This window comes from Paenibacillus sp. DCT19 (genome assembly GCF_003268635.1).
GTDB lineage: Bacteria > Bacillota > Bacilli > Paenibacillales > Paenibacillaceae > Paenibacillus.
In genome coordinates, this window is record NZ_CP029639.1 from 2,117,907 (window position 1) to 2,134,193 (window position 16,287).

13 protein-coding genes and 2 pseudogenes are annotated in these 16,287 nt (G+C 46.7%); 7 read left to right on the forward strand and 8 right to left on the reverse strand.

Translation table 11 applies throughout. The features are described 5' to 3' along the window. Positions 1-66 precede the first annotated feature (66 nt). From DMB88_RS09535 to DMB88_RS09545, 3 genes and pseudogenes are all read left to right on the forward strand, one after another. A pseudogene (locus tag DMB88_RS09535) lies at positions 67-1,466 on the forward strand (ABC transporter substrate-binding protein). 80 nt (positions 1,467-1,546) lie between these two features. After that, positions 1,547-1,882 (forward strand): cupin domain-containing protein, encoded by a 336-nt coding sequence (locus DMB88_RS09540; protein ID WP_128101167.1) that lies wholly within the window; start codon positions 1,547-1,549, stop codon positions 1,880-1,882. Then, complete coding sequence (locus DMB88_RS09545; RefSeq protein ID WP_128101168.1) at positions 1,879-3,819, forward strand: heparinase II/III domain-containing protein; 1,941 nt, start codon at positions 1,879-1,881, stop codon at positions 3,817-3,819. Before DMB88_RS09540 ends, DMB88_RS09545 begins: the two co-directional genes overlap by 4 nt. A gap of 82 nt (positions 3,820-3,901) precedes the next feature. Here the strand turns inward: DMB88_RS09545 and DMB88_RS09550 are convergent, their stop codons facing one another. From DMB88_RS09550 to DMB88_RS09570, 5 genes and pseudogenes are all read right to left on the reverse strand, one after another. After that, the gene (locus tag DMB88_RS09550) at positions 3,902-5,080 is read right to left on the reverse strand and encodes a YheC/YheD family endospore coat-associated protein (RefSeq protein WP_254438517.1); all 1,179 of its coding nucleotides are present in this window, start codon (positions 5,078-5,080) and stop codon (positions 3,902-3,904) included. 54 nt (positions 5,081-5,134) lie between these two features. Then, positions 5,135-6,241, reverse strand: coding sequence for a YheC/YheD family endospore coat-associated protein (locus tag DMB88_RS09555; RefSeq protein ID WP_128104384.1), 1,107 nt, complete (start codon positions 6,239-6,241; stop codon positions 5,135-5,137). After that, a pseudogene (locus DMB88_RS09560) lies at positions 6,241-7,613 on the reverse strand (YheC/YheD family protein). Before DMB88_RS09560 ends, DMB88_RS09555 begins: the two are co-directional and overlap by 1 nt. A 60-nt stretch (positions 7,614-7,673) precedes the next feature. Then, on the reverse strand, positions 7,674-8,867 hold the full coding sequence (locus DMB88_RS09565; protein WP_128101169.1) for a YheC/YheD family endospore coat-associated protein: 1,194 nt from the start codon (positions 8,865-8,867) through the stop codon (positions 7,674-7,676). A 30-nt stretch (positions 8,868-8,897) separates the two neighbouring features. After that, complete coding sequence (locus DMB88_RS09570; RefSeq protein ID WP_128101170.1) at positions 8,898-10,265, reverse strand: YheC/YheD family endospore coat-associated protein; 1,368 nt, start codon at positions 10,263-10,265, stop codon at positions 8,898-8,900. Between the two features lie 270 nt (positions 10,266-10,535). On the opposite strand from DMB88_RS09570, the gene DMB88_RS09575 reads away from it, so the two are divergent. The 3 genes from DMB88_RS09575 to DMB88_RS09585 all read left to right on the forward strand — a co-directional run bounded on the left by DMB88_RS09575 (position 10,536) and on the right by DMB88_RS09585 (position 12,954). Next, positions 10,536-10,883 carry a YlbF/YmcA family competence regulator gene (locus tag DMB88_RS09575; RefSeq protein WP_128101171.1) on the forward strand — a complete coding sequence of 116 codons (348 nt, stop codon included), beginning with the start codon at positions 10,536-10,538 and terminating at the stop codon, positions 10,881-10,883. Positions 10,884-11,077: 194 nt separating this feature from the next. Further along, positions 11,078-11,362, forward strand: a complete 285-nt coding sequence (locus tag DMB88_RS09580) for a hypothetical protein (RefSeq protein WP_128101172.1) — start codon at positions 11,078-11,080, stop codon at positions 11,360-11,362. Between the two features lie 257 nt (positions 11,363-11,619). Then, positions 11,620-12,954, forward strand: coding sequence for a DRTGG domain-containing protein (locus DMB88_RS09585; RefSeq protein WP_128101173.1), 1,335 nt, complete (start codon positions 11,620-11,622; stop codon positions 12,952-12,954). A gap of 160 nt (positions 12,955-13,114) precedes the next feature. On the opposite strand, the gene DMB88_RS09590 is transcribed toward DMB88_RS09585, so the two are convergent. The 3 genes from DMB88_RS09590 to DMB88_RS09600 form a co-directional block, all read right to left on the reverse strand. Continuing rightward, entirely contained in the window at positions 13,115-13,456 is a 342-nt protein-coding gene (locus tag DMB88_RS09590) for a YtpI family protein (protein WP_128101174.1), read from the reverse strand. A gap of 122 nt (positions 13,457-13,578) precedes the next feature. After that, positions 13,579-14,067: a sporulation membrane protein YtrI gene (locus tag DMB88_RS09595; RefSeq protein WP_128101175.1), complete on the reverse strand. Its 489-nt coding sequence runs from the start codon at positions 14,065-14,067 to the stop codon at positions 13,579-13,581. 21 nt (positions 14,068-14,088) lie between these two features. Further along, positions 14,089-14,418, reverse strand: a complete 330-nt coding sequence (locus tag DMB88_RS09600; protein WP_056698247.1) for a YtrH family sporulation protein — start codon at positions 14,416-14,418, stop codon at positions 14,089-14,091. 169 nt (positions 14,419-14,587) lie between these two features. On the opposite strand from DMB88_RS09600, the gene DMB88_RS09605 reads away from it, so the two are divergent. Next, complete coding sequence (locus DMB88_RS09605; RefSeq protein WP_128101176.1) at positions 14,588-16,240, forward strand: AraC family transcriptional regulator; 1,653 nt, start codon at positions 14,588-14,590, stop codon at positions 16,238-16,240. The last annotated feature ends 47 nt before the right edge of the window (positions 16,241-16,287 follow it).

Consider the following 16,287-nt stretch of genomic DNA (forward strand, 5'->3'; position numbering starts at 1 on the left):
AGCGATTATCATTACGTTATCGGGTAACCTGACAGGTTGTCCAGACAAGCATAGGGGGGCATTTCAATGGTTAAAAAATGGATGATGACTACACTGAGTGCATTGCTCGCATTGAGTTTGGCTGGTTGTTCTACCAACAGTGCAACGACAGCAAGCACCGGAACGGGTGGCAGTGATGGGAAAAGTACAGAAGGGAAAACCAAGGTCATCTACTGGACGCCCGATCGCCATGATGCTGATTTTATGAAAACAAAAATTGATGAATTCAATAAAACCAATAAAGATAACATTGAAGTGGAAATGACCGTGATGGGTGACAATTACCCTCAGGCGGTAGATATTGCTTTTGCGAGTAAACAAGCGCCGGATGTGCTGCAAGTCAATGATTTTCAGACCTATTATCAAAAGGGATATCTTGCTCCAATTGATGGGTATATGAGTGAGGATATGAAAGCTACGTTCAAAGACAGCCTGATTGATAACAAGAATACAATAGATGGAAAAATATATACTCTTCCAAATACAGGACAAGTATGGAGACTCGTGTATAACCAAGATATTTTCCAAAAAGCCGGGATCACAAGTCCGCCTAAAACGTTGAGCGAAATGGTGGAGGATGCGAAGAAAATTACGGAAGCTGGGAAAAGTGAAGGAATCTATGGCTTTGCTAGCCCGTTCAAAAGTGGAAGCGGTTTCTGGAGAGCGGCCAACACCATCGCAGGAGCCAGTAACAACTACGGCATTGATGGCTACAACTACCGTACAGGTCAATTCGATTTTGGCATGTACAAGGATGTTGCGCTTGCGCTTCGCCAGATGAGTGAGGATGGAAGTATGCTGCCAGGGGTTGAAAGTCTGGATATTGATCCGCTGAGAGCGCAGTTTGCACAAGGCAAAATTGGGATGTATATCAACCATTCCGGTGAACCGGGGGTGTACAAAGACCAATTTCCTACCGAAGAGAACTGGGCTGCTGCTCCTGTGCCAACAAGTGATGGAACGATCAAGGGGCTTCGCAAGTTATAGGCGGTTCATATATCGGCATCAGTGCAGATTCAACGCAAAAAGAAGCGGCATGGAAGTTTATGGAGTATGTGTACAGCAAAGACCTTCAAAGTGAGTATTACGAAAAAGGCTATGGCATCTCCCTGATTCCAGCGGTATTAAGCTCAGGTAAGAAGCCAAACATTCCTGGCATTGAAGGCTTCCTGCCGAAGCGCTATGATGCGATTTTCCCTGCGAATCCAGGGGTAGTAACGGAGAGTTCACTGGAAGGAACCAAATGGACGGATGCTTTCTCCATCTTTGTCTTCACGGGTGGCGATATCGACAATGTGATCAAAGATCTGAATAGCAGATATAATACTGCACTGGAGAAGACCAAAGCGGCAGGATTGACTAATATCAGCGCCGATTCTTCTTTTGATTCCTCTAAGCTTCAAGGCAAATTATCTACTGAAGAATAGCAGTGTGGTGATAAGTAAATATAAGCGGCCGGTGTCTACGGACTCCGGTCGCTAATTCCAGAGGAGAGGGGCAAATAACAATGATATTGGAAAATGGAGCGATTCCTGCACAAGTCATTAACGCAACGAGCTCTCGTAAGATTTTGGGTATGGGCGGAACATTGATGATGGTAGAGGTGAGCTTTGCAGAAGGTGGAATTGGTGAGGTTCACTCTCATGATCGGCATGAACAGGTAAGCTATATCGTCAAGGGTAGCTTTGAAGTTCAAGTTGGTGAGGATACACGCATCCTGAAAGCAGGGGACAGTTTCTATGCTGGCTATAACGTCCCGCATGGAGTGAAGGCACTGGAAGATTCCATCATCCTTGATGTGTTTACGCCATTTCGTGAGGATTTCATTGAGGAGCCCCAATGAGTGATTTCTTCCTTTCGACAGTTGAACTGCATGAAGCGGCCACTCATTATGAGAGACATTTCCCAGAGGAAGCGCGAAATTCGGTAACGATTGCTAATCGTGCCATACTCAATGAATTTATCGTACCTTATACGAATGATCTGAATCGATGGATTCCAATGGGAACCCCTGTAGATTGGCTTCATAATCCAACAAATGATCTGGAATTCACCTGGGGGATCAACCGTCACTGGCACATGATTGATCTGGGTAAGGCGTACTTGATGAAAGGCAATCCATTGTATGTGTCCACCTTTATGGCTCACGTTCGAAGCTGGAGAGAACAGAATCCGGTACCTGTTCAATTGCCTTATGATGAGGCCGTCTTTTTCCAAAAGCCAGGTCCTTGGCGTCTGCTAGAGACTGGACTGCGTGTACAGTCATGGGTAGCTGCCTACAAATATATGGAGGATAGTTCACTACTGGACGCAGACTTCCAAGCGGAGTTCAGGCAAGGTCTGGAGGAGCACGCCGAATTTTTGACCAGTTATCTAGGAAGCACGGAAATCAATCACGCGATCATGCACATGCAGGGATTATTCATGATCGCAATCTTTTATCACACCCACCCGAGAGCTGCTTATTGGCGGCAGGTAGCGGTGGAACGACTGGAGTTGTGTCTGCTTCACCAGATTAACTCAGAAGGAATACAAGTTGAACTGACAACTCACTACCATAATGCGAGTATTGAAATGTTTGGAACACCTTATTTACTGGGGAAAATAGCGGGTCATCCCTTCTCGGCATGGTATGGTGAAGGTCTACGCAAAATGGGTGCGTTTACCGAAGCGTTAATCCGGCCAGATCATCAGTCAACCGGAATCGGTGATTCCGACTGGGTCAGCGATGGAAGGCAGCGTTTAACCCTGCTTGGTGCTATTCTGGAGGACGATCATTGGATTGGTCGCGGGGCAGAAAGCTCAGAATGTCTCTGGCTTCTCGGTGCAGATCCGTATGAACGATGTATGACACTTCAGAAGGCTAGCACGCCTTCATTGTCAAGCTGTGCTTTTCCGCAGACAGGGTATTACGTGATGAGAGACCATCGTCAATATCTCTTCTTGGATGCTGCTTCTATGGGCGGAGCGCATGGACATGCGGATGCTTTGAACTTGGAGTGGATGTGGGGCAATCAGCTTTTGTTCACAGATACCGGACGTTATACGTACGAAGAAGGCGAGTGGCGACACTATTTCAAAAGCACACGAGCCCATAATACGATTACCGTGGATGGGCTTGATCAGACTCCTTATGTATCGACACAGCAATGGGGAGAGCCTGAAGCCGTAGCTACGACATTCCGCTGGGAGAGTAATGAAGGCTATCATTTTGTAGACGCATCACATGACGGTTATAACCGTCTATCCGATCCGGTTACACATCGCCGCTGGATTTTATCGGGTGTAGATGTTCCTCTGCTCCTTGTTGTGGATTGGCTGGATGCGGAAGAAGAGCATGTATTAGAACAACAATTTCACTTGCATCCAGATGCTCGTCTCACATGGCAAGGGGATGTAGCTGATGAGCGAGTAGCTCACATGACGTATTCAGAAACGGACACCACGCTTTCCATGCGATGGATCACAGCAGGTATACCCGAACATGCATTTCAACTTACGCAGCAAACGGGCTGGGTATCCCAAATATACGGCACCAAGCTAGAAACCACGGTGATCCAAGGCAAAGCTTCCTTTACAGGTTCAATCGGTATCCTTACGCTATGTTTGCCCGCCAATCAGCAGATTGACCAGGTGACAGAGGTAACCTCGTGTAAACTGGAACCTGAACGGATGCGAATGGAAGTGGCGTACAGGTATGGTGACGAAGGTGGAGTCATCGTAATTGATAACGACACAGTGCAATGGACAGTTGAAAAGGATTCGATTCAATCCCCATGACTGGAATGGGTGGAGCAGAACGGTGAGAAGGAGTGGATGTTCACATAAGTGACATTCCACTCCTTCTGCTGTAACCAACCATTTATCTGGTTTTCCGGACTTTTCTCATCCGAGTATTTTTCTTCACCGTCGTTATGATGGTACCTTCTTTTCGAGGGATGCCTGGTTTCTTGTTGCGGTACACCCACAATGCGTAAACCAGAGGCTGTGTGATGGCCTTTTGATATATTTCGCGTTCACCAATACGAGCAAATACCTCGCGTGCAGGTTTGGGATTCACCTCAAGCAGATAGATCCGTCCACTTTTATCAATGGCTAAGTCTAGCGCCAGTTCACACAAATCCCCATACGTATCCTCCAGAAAGGAAGCCACATCAATGCCGAATTTCTCGGCGGTTGTGTTAATCTCCATTCGCTGGTCTTCATCCGTAATCCATTGCTTCATCAATCGGTTCATGGCTACCGCCTGACCCCCGCCATGGAGATTAGATGTGACACTTTTCTCGGCTCCCATTCGTCCAGCGCAACCTGTCAGTTCCCACTGACCCTCGCCGTTCTTTTGAACAAGCATGCGGTAATCATGTACACGCCCGTTGGGAAGCTGGAGATTTATACCTTCTTGAACCAGATATTTATCTTTCATATTCCAGTGCTGGAGCAGGGAGCCAAGCCGAGATAAATGGACTTTACGCGGTGTAATAATCCGCCTTTTCTGATCCCGTCCCTGAACCAGAACCATATTGGGTTCACCTTTAATTCGTTCAATGCGCAGAATACCACGCCCACCGGTTCCATTAATCGGTTTGAGGTATATGAGAGAAGCGCTTTTCAACATGCGATTCACGTCGGACATATCTTGGAACAGAATCGTTTCCGGCAGATGCTCGCGAAAAGCGGGTTTCCCAGACAGCGTCTGATGAATGGTCCACTTGTTTCGTAGTGGACGATTCAAAAACAGGAGATGCCCATATTTTTCGCGAAAAGCAAGAAGCTGCTGAAATCGACGATTACGCTGTATCCGACAACGATCGAAGATCATATCGGGGAAAGGACGCCACTCTCTGGACCAGCCCTTCTCCGAATGAAAAACCATTGCTTCAATCTGCTTACCTCCAGAATGTACATCCGCAGGTGTGAATACATATATATCGAGTCCTCGCTTGCGTCCTTCGAGGATCATCCTGCGATATATGCTTCGTTCTTCTAAGGCTCGGTGTTCGTTCAGGTATAGCGTCATAATGCCTAGAACAGGTGAGGACACAAACAATCACCTTCTTTAGCTTTTATTCCTTTCCAGTAAGTGTTCAACTAAGCGTTATCGTTTGGACTGACGGGCAAGATAGGCACTGTAGTGAAAAATACGTTCCAGTGACCTCCGTCTAATCTGTGGTTCATCGAATTTCATAGGCTTCGCATTGGCTTCAAAAAACCAGATTTCACCAAGATCGTCTATCCCAAGATCCATGGACATCTCACCAAGGGTGTGCCCTGACCCACGTTCAACTTGCCTAGCAATCATCAGTGAGGTTGATTTCACCCTTTTCATCAGCGTGGTAGTTAATTCCTCACCGAAGAGCTCAGTCAGCAGTTGTTCTGGATCCTCGACGCTGCCTCCGCGAGGGACATGTGTTGTGATGCTGCGGGAGCCGGCCAACCTCGCACCGACGCCCGTAACACTCCATTGACCTTTACTATTCTTCTGCACAAGTACCCGTAAGTCGAAAGGGCGTTTGCGAGAGGAGGCGAGTTCAATGCCTTGCTGCATAATGTACGGGGTGTGACCCGTCTCTCTACGAATGCGAGCCCATAATTTTGCAAGTGTAGCTGTTTTGTATGTGGTGCTTTTTCTGGAGCTTTGGACTTTGAGCCGATAAGGGAGCCGATCCTTTTCTTGAAACTTGAGCATCATGATGCCTTTTCCTGCTTTGCCGCTCTCTGGTTTCAAGTACAGATAAGGATAGCTTTTGAGCACTGTAGCAAGTGCGGATGCACTGCGCATACGGCGAGTGTATGGAATTAGGTTTTGAGTGGCTTTCGACTTTTTGAGCCATTCGAACAGATTCCACTTGTTGAAGAAAAAAGGATTATACAACTCAATTCCGGATTCCATGCATTCAGCGATTTTACGTTGTACCGACGGTTTGCGTTCATCTTCCCGGTTAGGTATACGATTGTACAGGACATGCGGAAGTGGGAAGGACTGTGAAGTCCATTTTCCACTTCCTTTGTGGTAGGTGTAGCCCTTAACGGTAGGGCCAGCCACATTCAGATCGCGAACAGTCACGATGTACACCACATAACCCATACTTTCTCCGGTCTGTATAATGTCTTGAAAATTTTGATGATTCCCCCTGAACATCCGTTGATCATCATGCATCGTCAACACGGCAATGACAGGTTTAAAATCATCGTGAAGGCTCATCAAATGTCGTCCTTCTTCCTGAATTTGCTCAAGTACAGGCAGTGTTCCAAGATGTGCTCCACTGATGATTTTCCCTCCACTCGGAGTGAAGGGTGACGGAAAATGGAGCGTCCGGGTTTGGCGTTCGCTTCGAACATCCATACATGTTCCTCCTGATCGATGCCCAGATCAAAGCCAATCTCACCAATCAAATGCTGGTGCTGGGTTTCAATCGCCTGGGCCAGTGTAATAGCGACGGATTTGGCCTGCCCTAGCACTTCTCCCGCGCGGTCACCGAAGTTACGGCTGAGCGCCTGCTCAGGGGTCATTAGAGAGCCGCCGTTTTTGATATGTGTTGTTACGCTACCCCGACCTGCCTTCTTGGCGCCGATACCAACGACGACCCACTGATTGCTGCCGTTTTTGTGCATGTGAAAACGAAAATCAATCGGGCAATCATCTATTTCGATTAGACGGATTCCCTGTTGAACGACGTAACCACGGAGCTGCTTGCCGTGTCTGCCTTGCAGCATCCGCATCAAACTATTGAACGAGCCAAAACGCAAAAGCGCATTGCCGCTTTTTTTGCGATAACGTGCAAAATATCCCCGTTTAGGCGAGTAGGTCAAACGATAAATCCCATTGCCGAGACTTCCAGCTGTCGGTTTATAGTAGACAAATTGATGGCGTTCGAGCATTTCTTTCATTTGCTCAACTGTAGGGTTTGTAATGGATTCCGGAATATAACGTCCTGCAGATTGGTCATTCTCCAGCAATTTATAGATGTCCGATTTGTTGAAGAAGCTCCAGTTAAAGAAAGGAATCTTCCGCCGGATGAACCGTTCACGCAGCTGGTTAATCGCAGGCGAAAAATCGGAACGTCGGCTCGGCAACCGATTATATACAACGTCCGGCAACGGTACAGTTTTACGGACAAAGCCCCCGTTTTCATTCAGAAAGTACCCGGACACCGTCTCATTTTGCCAATTGATATCTCTTGGTGTGAAGGCATAAATATAAGATTTACGACTTCCTTCACGAAGCAACTGCTTGATAAAGCCGGTACGAGAACTGAACGGATTTGTACTGGTTCCCGGACCGTCAGACAATACGCCGATCAGTGGTCCAAGCTGAACCTCATCGTTCTGCAGGTTACGCAAGTAGATGCTCCCACGCTTGGGACATTCATCAGATTGCGGATGCCTGAGGCAAGATAGAGGTGTTTACCCGCCTTCTTAATGGGTTTGATCGTAGCGGGTACGCGGTCTCGGCCGAATCGCAGATTTATCGTTTTTTTACCAGACAGGTTGAGGCTCTTCATTAATGCGTTGGACACATATACCACCTTATCCGGCTGTTGTGTGAAATGCAGATTGCAAAAGGTCAAACTCATGATTTATCCTCCTATCCTGAAAAGATCCTTCGGCTCCATGGCAAGCGGGCGCTGCAGGCCTTAGCCGCCGTGAATCGGGATGGGTTTCAGGCCAGCTTTGCTGGATGTATTCGGCATTTTCATTGTTGGACGGTAGACGTCCGTGAGAACATGTTGTTGCAGCAAATAATGAGCATAGGCAAGTGGTTCGGTATACGTCATTGTATGCATCTGCGGATGATCCGCCATTGCAAATGCGGATCGACCTGGTTTGGAATTCACTTCGAGCAGCCAGAGACGACCGTCAGTGTCTGCTCCGAAATCAATGCCAAGTTCAGCCAGCCGGCCAAATCGGCTCTCCAGCAGAGAAGGAATTAGAGTAGCCGCCTGCTTGATCCTCTCCAGCAAAATAGCGGTATGAGATGAACCGTATCGATCCATCAAATAAGACTGCACAGGATGTGCTGTACCTCCACCATGCAAATTAGAAGTGAGCGATCCTTCAATTCCCTCACGCACCATACATCCGGTCAGGGACCAATGTCCGTTTCCGTTTTTTTGTACTAGGGCGCGAATGTCAAATGGATGCCCGTGATGGCTTAAATTAAGATAAGGCTGCATAATCATGCTGTGGCGGATCATAGCTGATTCGACCCAGTTACGTACCGATTGATGTGTATGAAGTGCATAGCTAAACGTCACATTGCTGGAGTCTCTACCATCTATGCTCCATAAACGGCCGTTTTCTTCTGAAACGAGTCGGAATGTATCCCGTCCGTGAGTTCCAGCCACCGGTTTGAAGAACAGCCCTGATGGCCAGCGATCTAACCAAGGCTCCCACTTCACACCAGGCTGTAGGAGGAGTGTAGGTGTGAGTAAGGAACGCAGCGCTGGTTCACCGGATAACGCCCGATGCACCTTCCATTTGCCAGGTAGCGAAGTTGACCAGTAACGCGCTCGCTGTCCACTAGTTGACCATACAAGATGATGAAGCTGTTGGCGTACTTGTTTGGGGATAGGTCGCAAGCAACGATCCATTAGCAGATGGATCTCGGGAATAGGGGCTTTCTTCCATTGCCCGTGCCGATACACATATCCATGTGTAGGCAGCTTGCGTGTCACCTCGCTTGATATGACGAGAACAAATATGTTGAGATTGAACTCAGGGCTTTTCAAACTAAGACGCCTGCAGAAGAGTTCATCTGCGAAGGGAGAGGTTCCTTCCTCGCCACGAACCAGTATCGCCATGGTTTTGGGCGGATGCCATGGAAACATTGCTCTACACCTCCTGTTATAGATGACTCTTCAGAATCCGGCGAGATAGCTTGAATATTCCAACATCGCTTTGACCGAAGGACGGATTTTGCTTTCGCTTAGTGGCGTATTATCATTTTTGGATGGCTTGGAATTGACCTCCAGCAGCCACACACGTCCTGAGGTATCCAGAGCCAGGTCAATCCCGAGTTCACCAAAATGCGCAGGAATCGCTTGCTCGATCCCTTTTGCAATATCGAGTGCAGCCGTGTGAAGACCAGCATAGGCTGAAGCTTTGGCTGCACTGGACAATGCCGTCTTGGCTACAGCTTCCTTGACGGTACTTAGACTGCCGCCTCTTGCCAGGTTGGAGACATAGTGACTTCCACCAGCAATGCGAGCAACAATGGAAGTGACACTCCATTTGCCTATTTTGTTTTTCTGCACCAGAGCACGGAAGTCTACAGGTCTGCCGCTATTATCGATCAAGGTCAATCCCTGCTGGATCTGGTAACGGGTTGTTTTCATTTTTCCAGACAGACTGGCATACAGTTTATCCAGTGAAGTATAGGTCTGTTTGCGAGTACCTCCAACGCTTGTAGCTAGAGTGAGGAAGCTTCCATCGTTCTGGCGGGAAACTCGAATGATCCCTTTGCCGAGCGATCCGCGAACAGGCTTCAGGAAAACGACGGGATATCGGTTGCACATCGTTTTGAGCATGGTAGAAGTTTTGAGCAGATGAGAATCCGGCATCACTCTTTTGAGCGTTGTAATGGACTTCAGAGCATCGAACACTTCATTTTTGTCCAGAAATTTTTCATTAAAGGTTTGTGTACCGTAGAGCGATTTTACTTCTTTCATGAAATGCTGTACGCTAGGTTTGTTCTCAAGCTTACGGGACGTCAGCCGGTTATTGACGACATCTGCTACAGGCAGAACGGTCTTTTTCCAGCCGTCATCGTACACCCAGCCTCGCATTTGACCTGTGGTCGTTCCAATATCCTCTGGCGTAAAGAAGGATACATAGGCGCCTTGCTTTCGACAGGCGTTCACCAGTTCATGACAGAACATCGTGATGGAGCCGAAGGGTCGATCAGGCTGATCGGGGTAATCCTGGCTCACTAACACACTGATGAAGGGTCCAAGGCGCAGCGTACGACTGGCGGAACGATAAGATACGCTAAGCACAGAGCGGGGCACAAGGCCAGTTTGGCTGGCTACCGTCTGATTGATGCGTAGACCGTCATAGCGTGGAACCGGGATGACGGTAACTTCACGGCGGAAAGAGCCGAATTGTAACTGAAGCGGCCTTCCCGAAGGGATCTTTAATGCTTTGAGTACCCCTTCGCCCAGCATGATGACGTCGTCCTGCAGGATGCCCGAGCCGGTAACCTGAATCGTTACTTTTTTTTTGGACATCACGGATCTCCTTCCGGGCGGCAACTTGATGTCTGATCTCGAATTGAAGTGGCATCTGAACATGGCATGTGCTTCATCATATGAGGACATATATCCCTTGGTGATTGACCCATTTGGATTAAATACATTTCATTTGTGTCAGGTGATGGAGGGCTTGTTTTGACTTGCCTTGTTTGACAGTAGTTATTTACGTGTATTAACACGGATGAACGTTGCGATGAGAATGTGATGAACAAACGAACAACAACTCATATCCGAGGAGGAATTATAGTGAACATTTATGACAAAGCCAATGACTTGGCAAAAGCCCTGAGAGAAAGTAGTGAGGTGGAGGAAATTACCTCTGCAATGAAGTTGATTGAAGCTGACCCAGAAGCGAAACGTATGTTAGACGGCTTCCGTGACCAGCAAATGGAGCTGCAACAACGTATGATGAGCGGGGATATGCCTGCACCAGAAGAGATGGAGAAAATGGAGAAGCTGTTTGAGGTACTGAGCCTTAACCTGAACATCCGTCGTCTATTCGATGCTGAGCGTCGCCTGAGTGTCATTATTGAGGATGTGAACAAAATTATCGCTGATAGCCTGGGTCACTTGTACGGTGGCTCAGAAGCATAAGGTGATCTATATAGATTGAACAGACATTTACTGTTTATAGTTGAATCTGTATAGTAGCTCCACACGCTCGTATGTACGTCGATTTATGGCTATACGAATGCATTCTAACGATTTGTCCAAACCTTTCATATTACAGCGATCTGGTTCATAGACTAGACATATAGAGTCGATCAAGAACGAAGGAGCTGTGAATAGTGAAAAGGTTGAAAAAAGCAAAACATGTGATCTATCTGTTAATTGCCCTGTCGATGCTAGTTATTGCATTGCCGCGAATTTCCTTCGCAGGTGGAATGGACTGGGTGAACATTTTTGGTATCGTGTGGGTGCTATTCTCCATGTTAATTATCGGTGCTCACTTACATTTCATTCTGGGCGTGGATGAAGAGAAGAAACGTGCTCTTGAAGCCGTTAGACGAGCCAAGTTGCGGCAATGGGAAATGAAGCTGATGGACAAGCAGGAACAGAGTAAATCGGTGTAGTTGCTGTTCACTAACGTATAGTAGAGCAAATAGGGTTACATGCGTAGTGCACGAATTGGAGTTATTGTAGAAAGGCCGTATTCTCTTCTAGAGTGAAGAGATGCGGTCTTTTTTGGTGCCCTTTTTCAAAAAAAATGAAGGTGTCCCTGAGCTATTAAAGAGGTTGTATACATAAGGAGAGACAATGGGGTTATTTTCCTTTGCTCGTGTTATAATAGATACAGAATAGTACAGATGCATCTTCGGGGTGATACAGTTTGGACGGACAAGAAGAGAATGTAACAAAGCATGAACAACTGCTGCAGCATATCGAACAATTGAAGGTTGGCAGTAAAATATCCGTTCGTGGATTAGCAAAAGAGCTTGGTGTCAGTGAAGGCACAGCATATCGTGCGGTGAAAGAGGCAGAGAACTTCGGATTAGTTGTGACCAAGGAAAGAATCGGAACCGTTCGAATCGAGAAGAGACCTCGGGGCATGACTGAACAGCTTACTTTTGCCGATGTGGTGACAATTGTAGAAGGGCATGTGCTCGGTGGTAGTGACGGACTTGCCAAACCGCTTCATAAATATGTGATTGGTGCGATGAAAGAGCAAGCGATGGCTCGTTATATTGATGCAGGAAGTCTGCTGATTGTCGGAAACCGTGATAATGCACACTCACTTGCGCTTGAGCAGGGAGCCGGTGTATTGATTACCGGGGGCTTCGGAACAAGTCGAGAGGTACGTCTGCTGGCTGATGAGCTTGGGCTACCTATTATCTCCTCCAGACATGATACGTTCACTGTGGCTTCAATGATCAACCGAGCGATCTTTGATCGACTGATCAAGAAAAAAATTATGCTGGTTGAAGATATCATCGGTCAGAAACCACGACTTCAGGTACTTAAGGTGACTAGTGTAGCCTCGGATTTCCACAAGCTGGTTGCAGAGACAGGAGACCATCGCTTTCCCGTGGTGGATGAATGGAACCGTGTCATTGGCATTGTGAGTCTCAAAGATGTGAGCGAACTGAAAGAGGATCAGAGCATTGAAAAATGTGTAGTACGTCGCCCGGTTACGGCCTCATTGCAAACCTCTCTCGCTTCGGCCGCTCAGATCATGACTTGGGAGGGAATTGATTTCTTACCCATCGTGGATCGGAATCGCAAATTAATTGCCTCCGTCACACGCAAGGAAGTCCTTCAGGCGATGCGGGACGCTCAGAAGCAACCCCAGCTTGGGGAGACCTTCGATCATCTGATCTGGAACGGGTTCGCCGAAGAACGTGGAGAGCAGAATGAACTGATGTTTCATGGATTTATTATTCCGCAGATGGCGACGGATCTTGGAACCATCTCAGAAGGGGTTCTCCTCAACGTCATGACACAAGCTGGACGCCGCGCTGCATGGGATGTGACAGGCAACGACCATGTTGTGGATAATGTGACTACTTATTTTGTCAGACCCGTGCAGATTGAGGATCAGATCCTCGTTCGCCCGATTATTTTGGAGACGAGCCGCCGCACCTGCAAAATGGATATTGTGATTACGCGTGATGGAAATGTAGTATGCAAAGCGGTCATGACCCTACAATCGATTGATCATGCATAGCGTCGTGTTCCCTGTTGTGAGTGCTAGTGGAATGCCGAAGAGGATATCCCCTCATCGTATACATCAACCGTCATGAAGTACGGGATCAGATATGTATTCGATGTAGGGAGATATCCTCTTTTTTTACTTTAAACGTATGGAAAGACATAGTGGATAATAACTACACGGACGGACTGGATGGATGAGGTGATCTGCCTTCTGCCTGTTGCTGTAGCCGCGCATAGTGACTACGGTTACGTAAACCGGCAAACAGATTGTATGCACCCACCAGTAAAAATAGCGCTTCCACAACGATGGATAACGTTGAACCGCTAAAGACAAACATGAGGATTAGAGCCAGCACGATAAGCATTGCACCCATCCAGATGTTTGTCCAGGAACGATACACACCTGTGGTAGCAGAATGTGTGCTTCGATGGGAACGGATACTATTTACGGCTGCGCAGACCAGAGTCAGTGTGAAGATGGCGATAAGGCTGTATTTGAGTACTTCAATAAACACGAATACCAGGCTCCTTTTCTGGAAAGCATTTACTGCCCTTATTGTATCATGCCATTTGCAGACAAGGGCAGTTTTTTTGCTGTAGTACTCGTGAATTTACATCGTCAAACTACTTCTGCAGGTTACGATGGAACATGTTGACGAATCTGCACCCAGACTTGGAGGACACCTTCCATGACTAGCATTGTTTTTACTTGAACAGAATAATCTTTCTCTCGAACGGTATAAACCTTTTGATTCAGCATAATCCGGGTCATTTTACTATATTCGTCGATGTTGAAAACGTCGCGTCCACGAAGCGCCTCCAATTCATCTCCGAGTTTCTGCAATAACACTTTTAACGAAGCCTCGTCTGGCCCCTTATCAGAATCCTCTGCCCGAACTTTAATTTCTTTGATGACTGTCTGGCGTTTACTATATTTTTTCAGCGTTTTGATATCTTTCTCATTCTGATGAAGTTGCAGCTGCAATTCCTGATTGTTCAACCACAAAGTATTGTAACTGAGGTGGAATATACTGTTGTAAACAATGGCTCCTGCAATCATGCCGAGAACAAAAACAGCGGTCATTCGCATTAATGGACGGTAGTTGGAGAACGGCGGAATTCTCATGAACTTTGTCCCGTGACCATATCAGCCACGTCCTCCGCCACATACCCACTTCACAAGCTCGGTTCCCATGTGAGCGCCCATGAAGGCTGAGATAAGATACAGAATTTGTTTAACTGCCGGTGATAGATTACCGTCAAAGAAATTACTTTCAATGACACGCATGGGATCAATCGTACCTCCGACTGCCGCTGCGAGCGCCCATATTTTTATTTTGCCTGAAATATCTAGCATCGTCTGTGTAGGCGGCTGAAGTGAAATGACGGCTCCAATGCCTCCAATCATGGCACCACCAAGTACGATCCCAAATGCGATAAAGAAATCAAGAATAGCTTTGGACAAAAATGTGCTCATCTAGCAACACTCCTTCTCAGACCCTGTACGCATCCCCAAATCCGAGTTCGAATAGGAGGGCGGCTTGTACTTCTATTGTATGGGCGTGCCCCCAGACGTTATGATAGAATATCGATAAAAATGTATCTTGCGAGTGCAGTTACTTATAGTATGGCAAGGGAGATTAATTATGAATTTGGGATTGAACTATGGGGTGTTATTCAGAGATTGGACAATGGTACTGAAGGATGCTGTACAGATCAAGCTACTGACAGGTGAGACCTATTGCTCAGGTAAAGAAATAACGGGGAAGCCTAGTACTGACTCTGGGGTTCAGTTTATCCTTGGGGTTAGTGGTGAGGGAGAGATTAGTCTTGGACAGGATATCCGGTCATTTTATCCTCATAATCTTTTTCTAATCGAGGAGGGACAAGCAGCGGTTGTGATCAATCGGGAACGAACTCCTCTCGTTTGTTACATCATTCATTGTCAGAGGGTCGGTTTATTACAGGGGTCGGCACCGGAGCAAAATCAATCGGACAACCAGAATAGGACTGGTGTGCTTGAGGTTGAGCTGTGTAACTCTGTTAACCTTCAACATATGGCCATGGATGAGATGAAGCAGATCGTCGAGATTTTTCAACGTGAGGATCTACATGATCCGTTGGGGTGTCATCTTCTTTTTCATAAATGGATGTGTGCTATCGTCGAACAATTACGAAGGGAAGCTGAACTGCAGCAGCCCAATCTGGCTATACAAAAAACAATTGACTATCTAGATGAACACTACGATGATCCAATAACAGTCCAGCAACTAGCGAAGATGGCAAATGTAAGCCGAAAATGGTACACGATGAGGTTTAGGGAAATAACGAACCAAAATCCCAGAGACTATATTACTGAATTACGAATTAAACGAGCCAAGGAGCTATTGAATCTAACTGGAGACAGCCTCTATGAGATTGCCCGCAAGGTCGGTTATGAGGATGAACATTATTTTAGTCGGAGATTCAAACAAATGGTAGGCCGTTCACCGCGTCTTTATCTACATCATCGTCGATATCTGGGAACAACGATGACTTCGCCTGAACTACTACATACTCTTGGGATGACGCCAATTGTGGCCAAAGCTCCGTTTTCCGAATTTCCTCATTACCTGAAAGAATCGTTTAAACAAGTACGGAAATGGGAGGCAGGGAACTCACTCGACATGGATGAGATTCGGGGATTGAAGCCAGATCTTATTATTGCATCTGCTTGGCAGGACGACCAACATTATGAGCAGCTTAACCGTATTGCAACGACAGTACTCTTGCCCGAACGAAACAATTGGAGAGAAGAACTGAAGGATCTGGGAGAAGTATTAGGCAGAAATAAGCAGGTACAACAAGTGATCAACAATTTCAATGAGAGGTTAAACCAGGCAAGAGTGCAGTTACACAGGCTTATTTCCGATGAAACAATAGTATATATTCGGCTGACTAGTGAAGGTATCAATCTATATGGGGAAAAGTCTTCAAGAGGAGATACGTTGTACCGGGAGCTTGATCTGAAAATGCCGAATACCTCTTTGCTCTATGGAGAGGGGATGCTCATTTCGGTTGAAATTCTTGCTCAAATTCAGCCTGATCATATTTTGCTGCAAATGGAGAATAGCTTGATTGCCCAGCATGCTCTCTACGATCATCCGATGTGGAATCAGTTGCTCGCTGTTCAGAATAACCAAGTGCATATTCTAAGTAACCGAGAATGGTATAATTTTTCGTTCTCTCCGCTTGCAACTCAGTATGCCATTCAGGAGATGTTAAACCTTTTGACAAAAAAAACGGTCGTAATAAGATAGTTAAATGGTAGAATACGTTGACTTCGCAAAAATCCAAATGAGAACGG

What these genes read in the sequence shown, in the direction of transcription:
- DMB88_RS09605 (WP_128101176.1), top strand. Translation starts at nt 14,588, where the DNA reads ATGAATTTGGGATTGAACTATGGGGTGTTATTCAGAGATTGGACAATG.
- DMB88_RS09555 (WP_128104384.1), bottom strand. Translation starts at nt 6,241, where the DNA reads ATGAGCCTTCACGATGATTTTAAACCTGTCATTGCCGTGTTGACGATG.
- DMB88_RS09570 (WP_128101170.1), bottom strand. Translation starts at nt 10,265, where the DNA reads ATGTCCAAAAAAAAAGTAACGATTCAGGTTACCGGCTCGGGCATCCTG.
- DMB88_RS09600 (WP_056698247.1), bottom strand. Translation starts at nt 14,418, where the DNA reads ATGAGCACATTTTTGTCCAAAGCTATTCTTGATTTCTTTATCGCATTT.
- DMB88_RS09595 (WP_128101175.1), bottom strand. Translation starts at nt 14,067, where the DNA reads ATGAGAATTCCGCCGTTCTCCAACTACCGTCCATTAATGCGAATGACC.
- DMB88_RS09565 (WP_128101169.1), bottom strand. Translation starts at nt 8,867, where the DNA reads ATGTTTCCATGGCATCCGCCCAAAACCATGGCGATACTGGTTCGTGGC.
- DMB88_RS09545 (WP_128101168.1), top strand. Translation starts at nt 1,879, where the DNA reads ATGAGTGATTTCTTCCTTTCGACAGTTGAACTGCATGAAGCGGCCACT.
- DMB88_RS09540 (WP_128101167.1), top strand. Translation starts at nt 1,547, where the DNA reads ATGATATTGGAAAATGGAGCGATTCCTGCACAAGTCATTAACGCAACG.